This window comes from Mycobacterium bulgaricum, assembly GCF_041287165.2.
GTDB lineage: Bacteria > Actinomycetota > Actinomycetes > Mycobacteriales > Mycobacteriaceae > Mycobacterium > Mycobacterium bulgaricum.
This window is the reverse complement of sequence record NZ_JBGGKV020000001.1, coordinates 296,552-313,900: the sequence shown is the minus strand read 5'-3', so window position 1 is coordinate 313,900 and position 17,349 is coordinate 296,552. Positions and strand designations below refer to the sequence as shown.

Annotated in this window: 16 protein-coding genes; 13 read left to right on the top strand and 3 right to left on the bottom strand. The window is 67.4% G+C overall.

What is annotated here, in order from left to right; translation table 11 throughout:
* Positions 1-108 precede the first annotated feature (108 nt).
* Entirely contained in the window at positions 109-564 is a 456-nt protein-coding gene (locus tag ACAG24_RS01560) for a PPOX class F420-dependent oxidoreductase (protein ID WP_370470943.1), read from the bottom strand.
* 49 nt (positions 565-613) lie between these two features.
* On the opposite strand from ACAG24_RS01560, the gene ACAG24_RS01555 reads away from it, so the two are divergent.
* Genes ACAG24_RS01555 through ACAG24_RS01540 form a run of 4 tightly spaced genes read left to right on the top strand, consistent with a single transcriptional unit; the run spans position 614 to position 4,312 of the window.
* Positions 614-910 (top strand): DUF222 domain-containing protein, encoded by a 297-nt coding sequence (locus ACAG24_RS01555; protein WP_370470942.1) that lies wholly within the window; start codon positions 614-616, stop codon positions 908-910.
* Positions 911-943: 33 nt separating this feature from the next.
* On the top strand, positions 944-2,245 hold the full coding sequence (locus ACAG24_RS01550; RefSeq protein WP_370470941.1) for an MFS transporter: 1,302 nt from the start codon (positions 944-946) through the stop codon (positions 2,243-2,245).
* Positions 2,246-2,257: 12 nt separating this feature from the next.
* A complete protein-coding gene (locus tag ACAG24_RS01545; RefSeq protein ID WP_370470940.1) occupies positions 2,258-2,899 on the top strand; it encodes an FMN-binding negative transcriptional regulator in 642 nt (213 codons plus the stop codon).
* 30 nt (positions 2,900-2,929) lie between these two features.
* The gene (locus tag ACAG24_RS01540) at positions 2,930-4,312 is read left to right on the top strand and encodes an acyl-CoA dehydrogenase family protein (protein WP_370470939.1); all 1,383 of its coding nucleotides are present in this window, start codon (positions 2,930-2,932) and stop codon (positions 4,310-4,312) included.
* A gap of 3 nt (positions 4,313-4,315) precedes the next feature.
* On the opposite strand, the gene ACAG24_RS01535 is transcribed toward ACAG24_RS01540, so the two are convergent.
* Positions 4,316-6,796 (bottom strand): hypothetical protein, encoded by a 2,481-nt coding sequence (locus ACAG24_RS01535; protein WP_370470938.1) that lies wholly within the window; start codon positions 6,794-6,796, stop codon positions 4,316-4,318.
* A 132-nt stretch (positions 6,797-6,928) separates the two neighbouring features.
* Between ACAG24_RS01535 and ACAG24_RS01530 the strand changes: the two genes are divergently transcribed.
* From ACAG24_RS01530 to ACAG24_RS01490, 9 genes are all read left to right on the top strand, one after another.
* Positions 6,929-8,785: a hypothetical protein gene (locus tag ACAG24_RS01530; protein ID WP_370470937.1), complete on the top strand. Its 1,857-nt coding sequence runs from the start codon at positions 6,929-6,931 to the stop codon at positions 8,783-8,785.
* The gene (locus ACAG24_RS01525; RefSeq protein WP_370470936.1) at positions 8,782-8,931 is read left to right on the top strand and encodes a hypothetical protein; all 150 of its coding nucleotides are present in this window, start codon (positions 8,782-8,784) and stop codon (positions 8,929-8,931) included. The genes ACAG24_RS01530 and ACAG24_RS01525 overlap by 4 nt, the downstream gene beginning before the upstream one ends.
* 38 nt (positions 8,932-8,969) lie before the next feature.
* Complete coding sequence (locus ACAG24_RS01520) at positions 8,970-9,359, top strand: hypothetical protein (RefSeq protein WP_370470935.1); 390 nt, start codon at positions 8,970-8,972, stop codon at positions 9,357-9,359.
* Positions 9,356-10,642 (top strand): hypothetical protein, encoded by a 1,287-nt coding sequence (locus ACAG24_RS01515; RefSeq protein ID WP_370470934.1) that lies wholly within the window; start codon positions 9,356-9,358, stop codon positions 10,640-10,642. The genes ACAG24_RS01520 and ACAG24_RS01515 overlap by 4 nt, the downstream gene beginning before the upstream one ends.
* A gap of 14 nt (positions 10,643-10,656) precedes the next feature.
* On the top strand, positions 10,657-11,334 hold the full coding sequence (locus ACAG24_RS01510; RefSeq protein ID WP_370470933.1) for a PAS and ANTAR domain-containing protein: 678 nt from the start codon (positions 10,657-10,659) through the stop codon (positions 11,332-11,334).
* Complete coding sequence (locus ACAG24_RS01505) at positions 11,331-11,885, top strand: nicotinamidase (RefSeq protein WP_370470932.1); 555 nt, start codon at positions 11,331-11,333, stop codon at positions 11,883-11,885. The genes ACAG24_RS01510 and ACAG24_RS01505 overlap by 4 nt, the downstream gene beginning before the upstream one ends.
* A 108-nt stretch (positions 11,886-11,993) precedes the next feature.
* Positions 11,994-14,144 (top strand): glycogen debranching protein GlgX, encoded by a 2,151-nt coding sequence (gene glgX, locus ACAG24_RS01500; protein ID WP_370470931.1) that lies wholly within the window; start codon positions 11,994-11,996, stop codon positions 14,142-14,144.
* Between the two features lie 238 nt (positions 14,145-14,382).
* Positions 14,383-15,219 (top strand): ATP-binding cassette domain-containing protein, encoded by an 837-nt coding sequence (locus ACAG24_RS01495; RefSeq protein WP_370470930.1) that lies wholly within the window; start codon positions 14,383-14,385, stop codon positions 15,217-15,219.
* Positions 15,209-16,030, top strand: a complete 822-nt coding sequence (locus ACAG24_RS01490; protein ID WP_370470929.1) for an ABC transporter permease — start codon at positions 15,209-15,211, stop codon at positions 16,028-16,030. The genes ACAG24_RS01495 and ACAG24_RS01490 overlap by 11 nt, the downstream gene beginning before the upstream one ends.
* Positions 16,031-16,041: 11 nt before the next feature.
* On the opposite strand, the gene ACAG24_RS01485 is transcribed toward ACAG24_RS01490, so the two are convergent.
* A complete protein-coding gene (locus ACAG24_RS01485) occupies positions 16,042-17,331 on the bottom strand; it encodes a maltokinase N-terminal cap-like domain-containing protein (protein WP_370470928.1) in 1,290 nt (429 codons plus the stop codon).
* Positions 17,332-17,349 lie beyond the last annotated feature (18 nt).

The following is a 17,349-nucleotide window of genomic DNA, read 5'->3' as shown; positions in this document are numbered from 1 at the left end:
CTATAGTTTGACGTGCTAGCTGACGCAATCCGTCCGCTAGCTCTGACTACCACAGTCGCGCACGCAAGTCCTGTCCGGCCTTCCGTCCAGCCCCGCTGCGCGGGCTGCTCACCTTGGCGGAAAACCGCCGGTCGCGACCGGTCCCCACCGCTGTGGAGTGACCCTGATCAGGCACTTGCGCTGATCGATCATGGCCTTGCGGTACTCCTCCCAGTCGGGGTGCTCGCCCGCGACGGACCTGAAGTACTCGACGAGCGGCTCCACGGCCTCGGGGAGGTCGACGACTTCGGCATGCCCGTCGACCTGGACATAAGGTCCGTCGAACTCGTCCGACAGGACCATGACGCTCGCGCGGGGTCGGCGGCGGATGTTGGCCGTCTTGGCCCGCTGAGGATAGGTCGCCACGACGATGCGGCCGTCGGCATCGAGGCCCCCCGTGACCGGTGAACTCTGTAGCGATTCGCCGGCCCGGAACGTCGTGAGCACCATGCGGTGCCGCGGGCGGACGAAGTCGAGCAGTTCGGGCAGGGTGACCGCGTCGGCGGTCGCGAACTTTCTGGCCATGACGCCAGCGTATCCACGCCTGTCGGACCCCCTGCCTACGCTGTCGAACATGAGTTCGAAGAAAGAAGTGATGTCCGCGCTGGACGCCGTGGACCACGCTCACCGGGCGCTGGCCTCGCTGCCCTTCCAGTCACTGCAGCCGGCCGATCAACGCGCACTGCTCGTCCGACTGGACACCGTGACGAAGCAACTGTCCGTGCTGCAGCGGCGATTGCTGGGCCAGATGGTCGCCGGTCCCCCGCCCGTCGAGTTCGCCGGGGCACCGTGGGCCGAAGTGCTCGCCCGGCGCCTGCGCATCTCTGTCGGCGAGGCACAACGCCGGATCACCGAGGCCAGAGCTGGCTAGACTCCTGAGCACTCGCTCAGCACAGGGGGTTCGGTGGCGCGGTTCGACAGCACGACGGCGGCGGAATGGCGGCGCTACGGCCCCGTGCCCGTGGCGGCCGGGCTCGGCTACTCGATGGGCGTCATCCACGTCTATTGCCTCGGCGCGTTCATGGCTCCGCTGCAGGAGGAGTTCGGCTGGAGCCGCGCCGAGACGTCGGTAGGCCTGACCATCGTCGGGATGGCCGCGGCCGTCGCGGCGCTCCCGATCGGCCTCATGGTCGATCGGCTCGGTCCGCGCAGGGTGGGGCTCGTCGGTGTGCTGCTGATGGCGCTGGCCTTCGCACTGATGGGAACGGCCACCGGGTCGATGTCGAACTGGCTGCTGCTCTGGGCGGTCCTGGCTTTCGCCTCGTTCTGGGTTCAGACGACGGTCTGGACATCGGCGGTCGCGAGCCGGTTCGAGACGTCGCGCGGTCTGGCATTCGCGGTGACCCTGTCCGGCGGTTCGCTGGCCGCGGCGGTCTTCCCGCCTCTGGCCACCATGTTCATCGGCCAATGGGGTTGGCGCGGAGCATTTTTCGGCCTGGCAGCGTTGTGGGGCGGGTTCGTCCTGGTGGCCGTATGGCTCTTCTTCCGCGGCGCGCAGGACGACAGGACGAGCGCGGCACCTCTGCTGGATGCCGGCACACCCCAGCTCCCGGCCGTCGAGCTTCCCGGTCTGACACTGGCCGAAGGCCTGAGGTCGGTGACGTTCTACAAACTGCTGATCGCCGCCGGGCTGTTCGCATTCACCACCCTCGGCATCGTCGTGCATCTGGTGCCGATCCTGCGCGACGCAGGCGCGGGTCCGGTCGCGGCGGCGGGGACGGCGGCGCTTGTCGGAATCTTCTCCATCTTGGGCAGGCTCGGCGTCGGCCTTCTGCTGGATCGCTTCCCCGGGCGGGTGGTCGGGGCGTGTGCCTACCTGGTGCCGATCCTCGGGTGTGCGGCGTTGTTGATCGACGGCGACAGCCCGATCAGCCAGACGGTCGCCGCGGCGCTGTTCGGTCTCACCCTCGGCGCCGAGGTGGACGTGATCGCCTACCTCGCGTCGCGCTACTTCGGGCTGAGGAATTTCGGTGGGCTGTTCGGCGGCCTGGTGGCGGCCCTGTCCCTGGGCACGGCCTTCGGTCCGCTCGCGGCGGGCGCCACCTCGGACCACTTCGACGGCTATACCAACTTCCTGATCCTCACCATGGTCCTGATGGGGTTGAGCAGCCTCGCCCTGGCCGGCCTCAAAGCGCCACCGGAGTGGGTCACCGCGGCGCCCAAGACCGAAACCGACGACGCCCCGACGCGGGAGGCTCCGTCCTAACCTTGGTGAACCATGTACATCCCGCCGAAGTTCGCGCTCTCCGATGCGCAGATCAGCGTCGCGCTGCACCGAGGCGGGTTCGCCCACCTGGTCACCCACACCGGCGACGGCTTGCTGGTGACACCCCTGCCCCTGTTGTACGACTCGCACCGGCACTCGCTGATCGGGCATGTGGCCCGGGCGAACCCGCACTGGAAGGCTGCCGGCGGGGCGACGGTCGCCATCTTCGCCGGGCCGCAGGCTTACATCTCGCCGTCGTTCTACGCCACCAAGGCGGAGACGGGAAAGGTGGTGCCGACCTGGAATTACGACGTCCTGACCGTCCACGGTGAGTTGGTGGCCCATGACGACTCTGGCTGGGTGCGCGGCCTCGTCACCCGGCTCACCGCACACCACGAGCAGAATCGCGCCGATCCGTGGCAGGTCTCCGACGCACCCGAGCCCTTCCTCGCCGGCCAGCTGAAGGGAATCGTCGGGGTGGAGCTGCGGATCACCTCGGTCGAGGGCAAGACGAAGATGTCGCAGAACCAGCCCGAACGCAATCGCGACGGCGTCGTAACCGGGCTGCGCGCGTCCCCCGACCCTGGCGATCACGCGGTGGCCGAGCGGGTGGACGGAGCCGGGTTCCCCCAGGGACGAACTGGGTACCAGTGAACACGTGTGCACTCAACCCGGGAGTTCCTCATGACCTTCAACATCACCCCGACCGCAGCCCAGCACGACCTCGCACGGCGCGCGCACGAGTTCGCCGAAGAGGTTGTCCGTCCCGTCGCCGCGGATTACGACCAACGCCAGGAGTTCCCGTGGCCGGTCCTGGAAGAGGCGGCGTCGAGAGGGTTTTACAGTCCACTGTTCTACCGGGATCTGATCGGAGACCCCTCCGGTCTGTCGCTGCCGATGTTCATGGAAGAGCTGTTCTGGGGCTGTGCGGGCATCGGCCTGGCAGTCGTGATGCCGGCCCTGGCGTTGTCGGCGATCGGTCAGGCGGCGTCCCCGGAGCAGATGCTGCAGTGGGCGCCGGAATGCTTCGGCACCCCCGGCGATCTCAAGCTCGCCGCGCTGGCGATCTCGGAACCGGAGGGCGGCAGCGATGTCCGCAATCTGCGGACCACGGCGCGCCGCGACGGTGATGACTGGATCATCGACGGACACAAGATGTGGATCGGCAACGGCGGCATCGCCAACGTGCACGTCGTCAACGCGGTCGTCGACCAGGAACTCGGGCACAAGGGGCAGGCGCTCTTCGTCGTACCCGGTGGCACGCCCGGCCTGGACATGGTGCGCAAGCTCGATAAGCTCGGCTGCCGGGCCTCGCACACCGCCGAATTGAAATTCAACGGTGTCCGGGTCCCGGCCGACCACCTTCTCGGCGGGCAGGAAAAACTCGACCACAAATTGGCCCGCGCTCGCGAAGCGGTGGAGGGCGGTAAGCATTCGGGATCGGCGACGCTCGGTACGTTCGAACAGACACGCCCGATGGTCGCCGCGCAGGCTCTCGGAATCGCCAGGGCAGCTTTGGAATACGTGACCGAGTACGCCAACCGCCGGGAGGCGTTCGGCGCGCCCATCATCGACAACCAGGGCATCGCGTTCCCGCTCGCCGACATCGCCACGGGCCTGGACGCCGCGCGGCTGCTCACCTGGCGGGCCTCCTGGATGGCCGCGACCGGGGTGCCGTTCGAACGGGGCGAGGGGTCGATGTCGAAGCTGGCGGCCAGCGAGCTCGCCGTGAAGGCCACCGAGCGCGCCGTCCAGACCATGGGTGGCTACGGGTACGTCAAGGACCACCCCGTCGAGAAGTGGTATCGAGATGCCAAGCTGTACACCATCTTCGAGGGCACCAGCGAGATCCAGCGGATGGTCATCTCGAATGCGCTCGGCGCGGCCGACGGCAAGCCGCCGCTGCACGTCGACCTGGAACCGACCGGTGGTCCGATCAACCGGAACTTCGGCCGCGGCACACCGATACGGACGCAGATGGGCGCCTCGGCTCTGTCGATGAAGGACCGCCTCCCGTCGCCGATCATGCAGGTCGCCATGAAAGTGCTCCGACCTCCGCGCAAGTGACGGTCACATCCTGTCGGAGCTCGCCCTGAAGGTCGCATCGACGACGTCACCCCCGTCATCGACGACAAGGGTCTGCAACGCACACACGGCCTTGGTGTACTCCTCCCGCTCCCAGAAGCCGGAATGTCCGCACAGCGCAGCAACACTCGAGACGTCGTAGAGACCGACCCGCGGCACCAGCTGCATCACGTCGAAGATGCGGCAATCGACATCATCGATCATGTCGCCCATTGCTCTGGGCTCCGGCTCACCTCCGACGTAGACGGTTCCGGGGCCGAACAGCCAGCTTCCGATCGGATCGGTCAACGCCCACAGGTTGATCCACCGTGGTGTCCGCTTCTCGCAGGGTGATCTTCTGATCTGCTCCAGCACCTCGCTGCCGAAGTACGCCGGGAAGTTGCGGGCGTAAAGCCGCCGCAACGGGGAGCCGAACGTCAACAGTGGATAGCGTTCCCCGACGTCGGTGGACTGCATCAGCGTCGCCGCGGCGATGACCGACCCCTGGCTGTGGGCCACCAGGACGACTTCGGTTGGCCCCTCCGCCGATTCCCGTAGCTCCCGCATCCGCAGCCGAAGGTCGAAGACCGTCCTGCCCCCGTAGGACGGCGGCGTGAGCGGGTGATTGGCGCGAGGCCAGAAGGTGATCACGTCCCACAGGATGGCCACCGTGCGGCGTAGCTGCCGATTGCGAAGTGCCAGTACCACCAGTCCGACGAACCCGCCGATGATGGCGACGGTAGCGCCAACTGATATGCCGCCCAACCGATCTTGTACGAAGGCGTTGACCGTTGGCACCGTCACCAGATACAGCAGTACCGTGGCGGCAATCCCGAGTCCGGTCGCAAGCAACGCCAGCCCGGCGGCGATCCCGGGCCCACGGTCGGTCAGCGTGGCGATCTGTCGGCTTCGACGTATCTTCTCGAGAACCGCTGCAGCGGCATTGGTCTCGATCTCTCCGCCCGACAGAGCCAGTGCGTCCGTGCGATGCATAGCCCGTCGACCGAGGGCTCGCCGGTACACACAGAATGCGACGACGAACGCGACGACGATGACGACCAATGCGGCCACCGACGCCCATACATACACCTGCGGAACGATCAGCGGCGCGGAAGCGGTGACGGCACGCACACTCTCGACGACGTCCGGGCCGTTCAACGTCGCGCGCCGGTCTGCCATGATCTCGGCCGCCTCGTCGACGGAAGAGACCCAATTGCCGAGGGTCTGGGCCGTCCAGAGGCCGACGGCAGCGCTGAACCCCGCACCGATCAGCCAGCCCAGCAGCGCCACGAACCAGGCGGTGCACCCCTTGAGCGTCGGCTCGTAACCGGGCGCTGCGCCGACACGTGCTTTCGACGCGATCAGAGTGCCCAACATGAGCACCAACATCAGCGCCTGCGCGGCAGTCAGCCAGATGACGGAAACCTGAAGTCCGGGAAGGAAAGACGGCAGTTCCCGTTCCTGCGGTCGATACCAGACGGCGACGCTGATCAGCGACACCGCGAGGATTCCCAGGGCCCACCACCGCATCACGTCCAACCCACGGCGTAGGCGCTTCGACGCAGATTCTCCGCCTCGTCCCGTCGCTCGGGTCGACGCGGTGGCCAGCACGGCAAGGCACAGCAGCAGGAGGTTCAGTATGAGCAGGGCTGTATAGGCCGTGTCGGCGAAACCGTCACGGCTGTCTGCGGCCGGCGCCGCGAGCACCACGGCGCCGAGGCCTGCCGTCCATGCGGTGACATGGCACGCCCGCATGCACCCCACCGCCTCGTCGCGGTTCCAGAACGTAGACGTCGTCAGTGGCGAAGGATCGCCCTGGGTGACGACGGCGACGGGCGGCGGGCCACTGTTGTCGAGCAGCACGTGCTCGGATTGCCGATCCGCGGTGCTCTCGGCGAGTGCTGGATCCGCGGGCACTGCCGTCTCTTCTCGTCCGAGGCGCCACAGCACAGCGATCACCAGCACGAGGGGCAAGGCACCGATCGACAGCCGAACGCCCATGGGCCACGACGCCAACAGAGCGAGGGGGCCCCAGCCGGCATTGCAATGGGGAATGCTCGTGCACTGCCAGACCGCGATGTCGAGGACGGTTGCTGCCATCGCTGCCAGCAAGGTCGCGGTGAAGGACAGCGCGAGCAGCCTCAGCAGTCGGACCGTCCATCCGGCCGCCCGAGGCTTGGCCGCGACGGGGAGCATCCAGTGGGCGAGGTTGATCAGGCTGAAGGGCAGGAACAACAGCCACAGCGCGCGGCTGGCCTTTCGCGAGGTCAATCCACCCCACGAGTACGCCTCCATGATGCGCCGCCAGCCATCTGCCGTCCGAGGCGCTGCCGCATCGTCGATCCACTCCGAACGCCGGTAGAAGCCGGCGTCCCGGTCTCCGGCGACGTGCGTGAGAAACTCCGTCGGGCAGTGCAGCACCGCCTCCGGCGGGGTGCCTGAGACCCCATGTACGCGCAGCTCAACGACAGTCTTCCCCCCGGGCATGCAGACATGCTGACGCCCTTGATCACATTTTGGGAAGCGTTCGACAAAACCCGGTACCCCTGGTTTCACTTGGGGGCATTCTGGCAACATTACCGACCGGTAGGGTTCGGGCACGCGAAGCAGGGGACGACAATGCAGCATTCTCAGCTGGCCGTATCACTTCTGGCTCAGCCGTCGGGCGGTGACGAAGGCGGCGGCACCGCGATTCACGAGATCATCGCGCTCACGGTCGCAGGCGGCATCGTCGCCGCGATCCTGCTGTGGATCGGGTGGATGCACCGCAGTCACAAGATCACGTGGCTGACCAGCCTCGCCGACTGGACGGGGCGTCGGTTCAAGCGGCCGTCCTGGGTCGCGCTGCCCGTCGCACTGTTCACGTCGTCGATCATCTGCGCGCTGTTCGGCTTCATCTGGGACGTCAGCCTGCACATCGGCAACGGCCGTGATGACGGCGCGCTGGCCAATCCGGCCCACTACTTCATCCTCATCGGCCTGTTCGGCATCTTCGTCGCCGGCTGCACGGCGATGGTGCTGCCGCTCGGTGCGGAGAACCGGCCCGGGCCGGCCGCGGTCCGTATCACCGACGACTGGTACGCGCCGGTCGGCGGCATCGTGATGGCCGGGTGCGGAATGTACGCGCTCCTCGGCTTCCCGCTCGACGACATCTGGCACCGCATCTTCGGCCAGGACGTCACGCTGTGGGGGCCGACCCACCTGATGATGATCGGTGGCGCGGGCTTCTCGACGCTGGCCGCCGCGTATCTCGAGTACGAAGGCAAGCGTTCGGTCGGACCCGACGTTCCGCGTGACGGCATCGGCCTGAAGTTCGTCCTCTACCTTGCCTTCGCCGGCGTCCTGATCGGCGCCTCGGTGTACCAGATCGAGTTCGACTTCGGCGTCCCGCAGTTCCGGCAGGTCTTCCAGCCGATGCTCATCGCCGCCGCCGCCGCACTGGCGCTGGTCATGGCCCGCATCTTCCTCGGCCGGGGCGCTGCGCTGATCGCGGCGGTCATCGCCATCGGGCTGCGCGGCATCGTGGCGTTCCTGGTGGCTCCCGTGCTCGACGCCCCGGTCAACTGGTTTCCGCTCTACCTCGGCGCCGCTCTGGTCGTCGAGCTGGTCGCGTTGACGCCACTGTTGAAGCGTCCGATCCTGTTCGGCGCCGTCTCCGGTCTCGGCATCGCCACCGTCGGGCTGTTCATCGAGTCCTTCTGGATCAACGCCGTCTACCCATTGGCCTGGCCGACGAGCATCTGGCCCGAGGCGCTCGGCATGTCGATCCCGGTCGCGGTTCTGGTCGGCGCGTGCGGGGCGATGGCCGGCATGGTCATCACCGGCCAGCGCCTCCCCGGACGCAAGCTCGGCGCCGGCCTGGTGGCGCTGACCGTGCTCGTCATCGGCGTCGCGGCGGCCAACGGCCTGCAGTACAACACGCCACAGAACGCGACCGCGTCGGTGACGCTGACCGAGGCGCAGGGACCCGGTGATGGCCGCTACGTGACCGCCGACGTGCGGTTCAACCCGCCGGACGTCGTCAGCGACAACCCGAACTGGGTGGCCGTGCTCGGCTGGCAGGGCGGCCTGGCGAACGAGACGGGTCAGTTCGTCGACCCGATGGAGAAGGTCGGCCCGGGCCACTTCGTCTCCACTGAGCCGATGCCGGTGTCGGGCACGTGGAAGACGCTGCTGCGCGTCCATGACGGACGCACGCTCACCGCCGTTCCGATCTACCTCGCGGGCGACCCCGGGATCGGCGCCGAGGAGGTGCCCGCCGAGGCGCAGTTCACCCGTCCGTTCGTCTCGGAGATCACCATCCTGCAGCGTGAGCGCAGCCCCGACATCCCCGCATCCCTGTGGCTCATCGGCTGCCTGGTCGTGCTCGTCTGCACACTCGCGATGATCGCCGGAATCACCTGGGGCGGTGGACGTATCAACAGCACCGAGCCCAGCGGCAGCGAGGCCGAGTATCAACCGTCCGCTCAATCATGAGGCCCACCCCAGAGGTGGTGATCCTTGCCGACCACCCCATCTGGCTCGCGGTGCCCGCGTTCGCGCCCGCCATCGTCGTCGCCGGCGTGATCGTGTACATCGCCGCGAAGAACCGGCGCAAACCCGACCAAGACAGGGAACAGTGACAACGACTGCACAGCGAGTCCTCATCAGGTCTGCTGCGATGTCCGCTGCGGCGCTTCTTCTCGCCGGTTGCGGGAGCTCCGGCGAAACAGCGGACACGGCAGCACAATCCGCTTCGTCCACGGTGAACCCGACCGAGATGACCGACAACCAGAACCCGCCTGAGCGGCTTGTCATCGACGTCACCATCAAGGGCGGAAAGGTCACTCCCACCAACGAGCAACTGCAGGCGGGGCTTAACGAGCAGATCGTCATCCGCGTCGACAGCGACGCGGCCGACGAGTTGCACGTGCATTCGACACCCGAGCACACCTTCCCGGTGGCCATCGGGCCGGCTCAGTCGTTCCAGTTCAGCGTCGGCGTCCCGGGCCGCGTCGACGTCGAGCTGCACGACCTGCACACGACGGTCGCCACGATCCAGGTGCAGTGACTTCGCAGGTTCTCGCCCACGGTCTCGGCGGCTCGGCGGATCTCCCGATTCCGTTCACCTACGCGCTGATCGGCGCTGCCTGGGCACTGACGTTCACCTTCGCCGTCGTCGCGCTGGCATGGCGCAAGCCGCGCTTCGACGCGGCGCGACCCGGCCGGCCGCTGCCTGCGTGGGTGACCCGCGCCGTCGACGCACCGGCCACGCGCTGGGTGCTGGCCGCGGCGGCGCTGCTGCTCACCGTCTGGGTTGCCATCGCGGCCTTCTTCGGACCCCAGGATGCCGAGAACCCGCTGCCCGGCGTGTTCTACGTGCTGATGTGGGTCGGTCTGGTCGCGCTGTCGGTCGCCCTCGGACCCGTCTGGCGGGTGCTCTCGCCAGTGCGTGCGCTCCACAAATTCCTCGGGGGCCGCACATTCGGCGGCAGGTACCCCGATGCGCTCGGGTACTGGCCCGCCGCAGCGGGCTTGTTCGCGTTCGTGTGGCTCGAATTGGCGAGTCCGGACCCGGGATCGCTCGGTGCGATCCGGACGTGGCTGCTCGTCTACCTCGCCGTGACGTTGGCCGGTGCGCTGTGGTGCGGGAGTCGCTGGTGCTCACGGGCTGATCCATTCGAGGTCTACGGCGTTGTCGCGTCCCGCTTCTCGCCGCTGCGCCGCAACGAGGACGGCCGGATCGCGATCGGCAATCCGTTCAACCATCTGCTGACGCTGCCGGTGCGGCCCGGTGTCGTCGCCGTGCTGTCGATCCTGCTGGGATCCACGGCGTTCGACAGCTTCTCGGCGCTGCCGCGGATACGTAGCCTCGTCGACGAGGTGACCGATTCGGCGTTCACCGCGACCGCGCTGCGAACTGCGGGACTTCTGCTGTTCGTCTGCGTCGTCGCGGCGACGTTCAGCCTCGCGGCCCGCGCCACCGGCGGAGTCGACGCGCGCACCCGCCGGGAACTTCCTAACCTGCTTGCCCATTCGCTGATCCCGATCGTGCTGGGCTACGTGTTCGCCCACTACCTGACCTATCTGGTGGAGCGGGGCCAGCAGACGGTGTACCGGTTGTTCGGGGTGGCCGACGCTGAGGTGATGTACATCCTGTCGATGCATCCCGCCGTGCTGGCGACGCTCAAGGTCGGGTTCGTGGTGGTCGGTCACGTAGCCGGGGTCATCGCTGCTCACGACCGCGCGCTGGCCGTCCTGCCGCAGCGCCACCAGCTCACCGGGCAGCTCGCGATGATGCTGGTCATGGTCGGCTACACGTTCACGGGTTTGTATCTGCTTTTCGGCGGCTGATCTAGAATTTGCCGGTGGCCCGCGAGGACTCACTGGAGCAGGCGCTCGCCGGTGGTGCGCCCGAGCGCGTCGGCTGGTTCCGGTTCTACTTCGCCGACGAGCGGTGGGAGTGGTCCGACCAGGTGCAGATCCTGCACGGCTACCAGCCCGGGTCGGTCACGCCCACAACGGAACTGGTGCTGTCGCACAAGCATCCAGACGATCGGCAGCAGGTGGCGGCCACCCTCGAGGAGATGCGGCGCACCCACCGCACGTTCTCGACCCGCCACCGCATCATCGACACCGGTGGCCGAACCCATGAGGTCGTGGTCATCGGTGACCAGCTCCTCGATGAGGAGGGCCGGCTGGTCGGCACCCACGGCTTCTATGTCGACATGACTCCGACCGACGCGCAGACCTCGGCGATGGTGTCGGCCGCAGTGGCCGAGATCGCCGGGTACCGGTCGGTCATCGAACGGGTCAAGGGCATGCTGATGCTGATCTACCGCGTCGACGAGGAGACGGCGTTCGAACTGCTGCGGTGGCGATCGCAGGAGACCAACGTCAAGTTGCGCGTGCTGGCCGAACAGTTGCTGACCGAGTACGGCCGGCTCGTGTACGACGAGACGTTGCCGCCGCGTGCGACATTCGACCATCTGCTGCTCACCGCGCACCAGCGTGTCGAGCGCGGCGACGATACCGTGAAGCCATGAGGGCACTGATCATCGTCGACGTACAGAACGACTTCTGCGAGGGTGGCTCGCTCGCCGTGGACGGCGGCGCGGCGGTGGCCGGCGGCATCAGCGACCTGCTCGCCACCGACCACGGTTACCGACATGTAGTGGCCACCAAGGACTTTCACATCGACCCCGGGTCGCACTTCTCGGCGACCCCCGACTTCGTCGACTCGTGGCCGGTGCACTGCGTCGCGGAGACCCCGGGCGCGGACTTCCACCCGGACCTCGACATCACCCCCGTCGAGGCCGTGTTCGCCAAGGGCCACTACTCGGCCGCCTACAGCGGCTTCGAGGGCACCGACGGCGACGGCACCAGCCTGGCCGACTGGCTGCGTCAACGCGGTGTCGAGGAGGTCGACGTGGTGGGTATCGCCACCGACTACTGCGTGAAGGCCACGGCCGCCGACGCGTCCGCCCACGGCTTCACCACGCGGGTTCTGCTGAACCTGACCGCCGGCGTCGCCCCGGCCACGACCGCCGACGCCGTCGACGCGCTGCGCGCCGCCGGGGTCGATGTGACCGTCTGAATCGACCCGTTGTTTGCGATGCCCGTTAATTGGGCAGTTCAGCCTGCGCGAGCAAGCGAGCCACTCCGGTGGCCCGTAAGGTCGCGTTGACTGGAAGGAAGGTGTTCTTTGACCACAGCCGCGCAGACCTCGGCCCAAACTCCCGTTCTCGAGTTGTGGCCGGGCAAGGCCTACCCGCTGGGTGCGACCTACGACGGCTACGGCACAAACTTCGCGCTGTTCAGCGAGGCCGCCGAAAAGGTCGAGCTCTGCCTGTTCGATGCCGACGGCGAGCAGACCGCATGCATCACGCTGCCCGAGGTCGACGGCTTCGTGTGGCACGGCTTCATCCCGAACATCGAACCCGGTCAGCGCTACGGCTACCGAGTACACGGCCCGTATGACCCCGCCAATGGGCTGCGTTGCAACCCGAACAAGCTGTTGCTCGACCCGTACTCGAAGGCCATCGACGGGACGTTCGACTGGAACCAGTCGCTGTTCTCGTACAACTTCGGCGATCCCGACAGCCGCAACGACGACGATTCGGCCGCGAGCATGCCGAAGTCCGTGGTCGTCAACCCGTACTTCGACTGGGGGGTGGACCGCCCGCCCAGCCACGAATACGCCGACACGGTCATCTACGAGGCGCACGTCAAAGGCCTCACGCAGACCCATCCGGACATCCCGGACCAGATCCGCGGAACGTACGCCGCCGTCGCACATCCGGCGATCATCGAGCACCTGACGTCCCTGGGTGTCAACGCCATCGAACTGATGCCGGTGCATCATTTCGCCAACGACTCGACGCTGGTCGAGAAGGGTCTGTCGAACTACTGGGGCTACAACACCATCGGTTTCTTCGCCCCCGACGCGAAGTACAGCTCCAACCCGAATCCGGGCGGGCAGGTCCAGGAGTTCAAGGCGATGGTCCGTGCGCTGCACGAGGCGGGCATCGAGGTGATCCTCGACGTCGTCTACAACCACACCGCCGAGGGCAACCACATGGGTCCCACGCTGTCGATGCGCGGCATCGACAACGCCGCCTACTACCACCTCGTCGACGACGACAAGCGCTACTACATGGACTACACCGGGACCGGCAACAGCCTCAACGTGAGCCACCCGCATGCGCTGCAGCTGCTGATGGATTCGCTGCGGTACTGGGTCACCGAGATGCACGTCGACGGGTTCCGGTTCGACCTGGCGTCCACGCTCGCGCGCGAGTTCTACGAGGTGGACCGGCTGGCCACCTTCTTCGAACTCGTCCAGCAGGACCCGACGGTCAGCCAGGTCAAACTCATCGCCGAGCCGTGGGACGTGGGCCCCGGCGGCTACCAGGTGGGGAACTTCCCGCCGCAGTGGACGGAGTGGAACGGCAAGTACCGCGACACCGTGCGCGACTTCTGGCGGGGCGAACCGGCCACGCTCGACGAGTTCGCCTACCGCCTCACCGGCTCGGCCGATCTGTACGAGCACACCGCCCGCCGCCCGGTCGCCTCGATCAACTTCGTGATCGCCCATGACGGCTTCACGCTGCGTGACCTGGTGTCCTACAACGAGAAGCACAACGAGGCCAACGGCGAGGACAACAACGACGGCGAAAGCCACAACCGCTCCTGGAACTGCGGGGTCGAGGGCCCCACCGACGACCCGGAGATCCTGGCGCTACGCGGCCAGCAGGAACGGAACTTCCTGACCACGCTGCTGCTGTCACAGGGCGTCCCGATGATCTGCCACGGCGACGAGCTGGGCCGCACCCAGGGCGGCAACAACAACGGCTACTGCCAGGACAACGAGATCACCTGGATCGACTGGGACAACGTCGACACCGAGCTGCTCGAGTTCACCCGCAAGGTGTCGCAGCTGCGTGCCGACCATCCGGTCTTCCGGCGCAGGCGCTTCTTCAGCGGCAAGCCGGTGGGCCGCCGCGGCCAGGAAGGCCTGCCGGACATCGCCTGGTTCACCCCAGACGGTGCGGAGATGACCGGCGAGGACTGGGGCTCGGGCTTTGCGAAGTCCGTCGGTGTGTTCCTCAACGGGCACGGCATCCCCGACATGGACTCGCGGGGGCAGCGTGTGGTCGACGACTCGTTCCTGCTGTGTTTCAACGCCCACTACGAACCGATCGACTTCACCCTGCCGCCGACAGAATTCGGTAAGAAATGGCAGCCGGTGGTCTATTCGGTCGCCGGTGCGGTGATGGAGGGTTCGAGGCCGCTGGCCGCAGGTGCCCAGCTCACGGTCGAGGCACGTGCGGTGATGGTGCTGCAATCGGTCTGAGTGCCGCGTGAAAGCCGTTGTGCGCCATAACGCTTAAGCAGCCGAGTTGACCCCGTTTTCGACAACGGGTGTGTTAGCTTGAAACTGCTGTTGCAACCGTGGCCGCCGAGCGGGCATCGGAATTTCTGTTTGCCACCGGCCGGGCGGGCCGGGTGTAGGAGCCGAAGAGCGGCGGCGACCTACCTGGTGGCCACGGTTGCCAGCTTGCGGCCGGCCGGATGCTCACGCAGGAGGCCCAGTGACCGATGACAAGCGGGCGACCGACCTCGCGATCGACTGCCAGCACCTGACCCATCGCTACGGCGATGTCACCGCGGTCGAGGACCTGACGCTGCAGGTGCGCGCCGGCGAGACCGTAGGGCTGCTCGGGCCCAACGGGGCGGGCAAGACGACGGTCGTGCGGGTGCTCACCACGCTGACCCCTGCCCAGCAGGGCCGCGTACTCATCTTCGGCATGGACTCCCGACGCCGCACCATGGACATTCGGCACAACATCGGCTATGTGCCGCAACAGCTTTCGATCGAGTCGGCGCTGACGGGCCGCCAGAACGTGGAGCTGTTCGCGAGGCTCTACGACGTGCCGCCGAAGCAGCGGCGCGCCAGGGTCGACGATGCGCTGAACGCGATGCAACTGCTCGACGTCGCCGACGTGCCCGCGGGCACGTTCTCCGGTGGCATGGTGCGCAGGCTCGAGCTGGCGCAGGCGCTGGTGAACCAGCCGTCACTGCTGTTGCTCGACGAACCCACCGTCGGACTCGACCCGATCGCGCGGGAGAGCGTGTGGAACCAGGTCCGCGGCATGCAGCGGGAGTTCGGCATGACCGTGCTGCTGACCACGCATTACATGGAGGAGGCCGACGTGCTGTGCGATCGGGTCGCGCTGATGGACCACGGCAAGCTCCAGGTCGTCGGCAGCCCCGCCGAATTGAAGCGGCAGATCGCGACCGGTGACCGCGAAGCCACGCTTGACGACGTCTTCCGCCACTACGCGGGCGCAGGCCTCGCCGAAGACTCCTCGGCGACGGGGTTCCGCGCGGTGCGCCAGGCCAGGAGGACGGCACGGCGTGTCGGTTGAGCCACGCCACGACGTCCGGCTCGTCTACGCCCCGCGCGGGTGGCGCAGGGTCCGCGGTACCGCACTGCGCATCGGTGCGTTCGCGCTCGTCGAGCTGCAGAAGCTGCGCCATGACCGCACCGAGCTGTTCACCAGGATGGTGCAGCCGGCCCTGTGGCTGCTGATCTTCGGGCAGACCTTCTCCCGGCTCGACGTGATCGACACCGGCGATGTGCCCTACCTGGCCTTCCTCGCGCCGGGGATCATTGCCCAGTCGGCTCTGTTCATCTCGATCTTCTATGGCATCCAGATCGTCTGGGACAGGGACGCGGGCATCCTCGCCAAGCTGATGGTCACCCCGGCGCCTGCGTCGGCGATCGTCACCGGCAAGGCGTTCGCCGCGGGCGTCCGGTCGGTGGTGCAGGTGATCGGAGTGGTCGCGCTCGCGTTCGTGCTCGGCGTCCAGCTGACCGGCAACCCGTTGAGGATCCTGGGCGCGATGGGGATCGTCGTGCTGGGCTCGGCGTTCTTCGCGTGCCTGTCGATGGCCCTGGCGGGCCTGGTGCGCAACCGCGACAGGCTGATGGGTATCGGGCAGGCGATCACGATGCCGCTGTTCTTTGCGTCGAACGCCCTCTATCCGGTCGATGTCATGCCGCAGTGGCTGCGTTGGCTGTCAGCGGTCAACCCGCTCTCCTACGAAGTGAACGCGCTGCGCGGTCTCCTGCTGGGCACCCCGGCCAACGGGTTGCTCGACGTCGCCGTGCTGGTCGTGGCCGCGGTGCTCGGCATCGCCGCCGCCTCGGTGCTGTTGCGTCGACTGGTCCGCTGACGACCGGTGTCCTACGCAGCCAGGATGCGGTCGATCGAGCGGATCGGGATCGGCAGCCAGGACGGGCGGAACCGGGCCTCGTAGGCGGCCTCATAGACGGCCTTGTCCAGTTCGTAGGCCGCCAGCACGTCGGCGGAGTCGCGCGGGTCCGCTCCGGCGACCGCCGTGTACCCGTTGCAGAACGCGGTGCTGTTGCGGTCCACCCAATCCTGGGCCCGCACTGCCTGCTCGGGGTCACGGTTCTGGTACGCGGCGTATTCGAACGAGCGCAGCACACCCGCAACGTCACGTAGCGGCGAATCGGGCCTGCGGCGTTCTTCCAGGGGCTGGCCGGGTTCGCCCTCGAAATCGATCAGCAGCCAGTTCTCCGGCGTGCGCAGCACCTGACCGAGGTGCAGGTCGCCGTGCACCCGTTGGACGGTGATCGTCCTGCCCGCGAGCTTGCGATACCGCTGCTCGACGAGGGCGGCGTGGGCCTCGAGAACCGGCGCGGCCTGCGCCGCGGACGCCAGCCGCTCCAGGGACGTCTCGACCGGGAACTGCACCTCTGTTGTTCCCAAGGTGTCGGCCAGCGTCGCGTGCACCGACGCGACCGCCTCACCGAGCCGGTAGGACTCGTCGGTGAAGTCGCCCCCCACGCGGTCTGCGAACAGATCCTGCGTGCTCGCCGTCGCCATGTCCCAGCCCTCTGCGCTGTTGGCCGCGAACGAGGTGACCATGCCGAGAGCGCAGGGCTCCGACACGTCGCCCGACCACGTCGTCTCGTAGGACCCGAGCAGTGTGGCCACGTGCGGATTGCCGGCGCGGGCGAGCACGCGGTTGAGCTCGATGTCGGGGTTGATGCCCGGCGTGACCCGACGGAACACTTTGAACATGGCGTCTTTGCCGAAGATCACGCTGGTGTTGCTCTGCTCGGCACCTGACACCTTCGGGGGTGCGTCGACCGGCAGTGTCACGTCCGGTTCCTTGCTGAACGTCAGCCCGCCGACCGTCGCCGACGAATTCACCAGCGACAGGAGATGTCCCGCCGACCGCGGGTCGAACAGCGCGTCATAGGCGACCCGGCCGCCGTCGGTCCCGATCAGGGCGGCCTCCCCGTAGCCGTCGACGGGAGAGTCCTCCCATCGGACCAGCACCTGGTAGCGCTCCGTGAACCCGTCGGTATAGGCGACGTCGAGCAGGACGTGCTCCAGATCGTCGCCGAGCGGCGTCACCGCAGACGGTTCGGCCGAGGCGAGTTGACGGGTGCGACCGGCGTACCAGCGCCGGTGAATGATCCATTCGCCGAATGCCAGCGTCATGGTCTGGAACCTACCCAG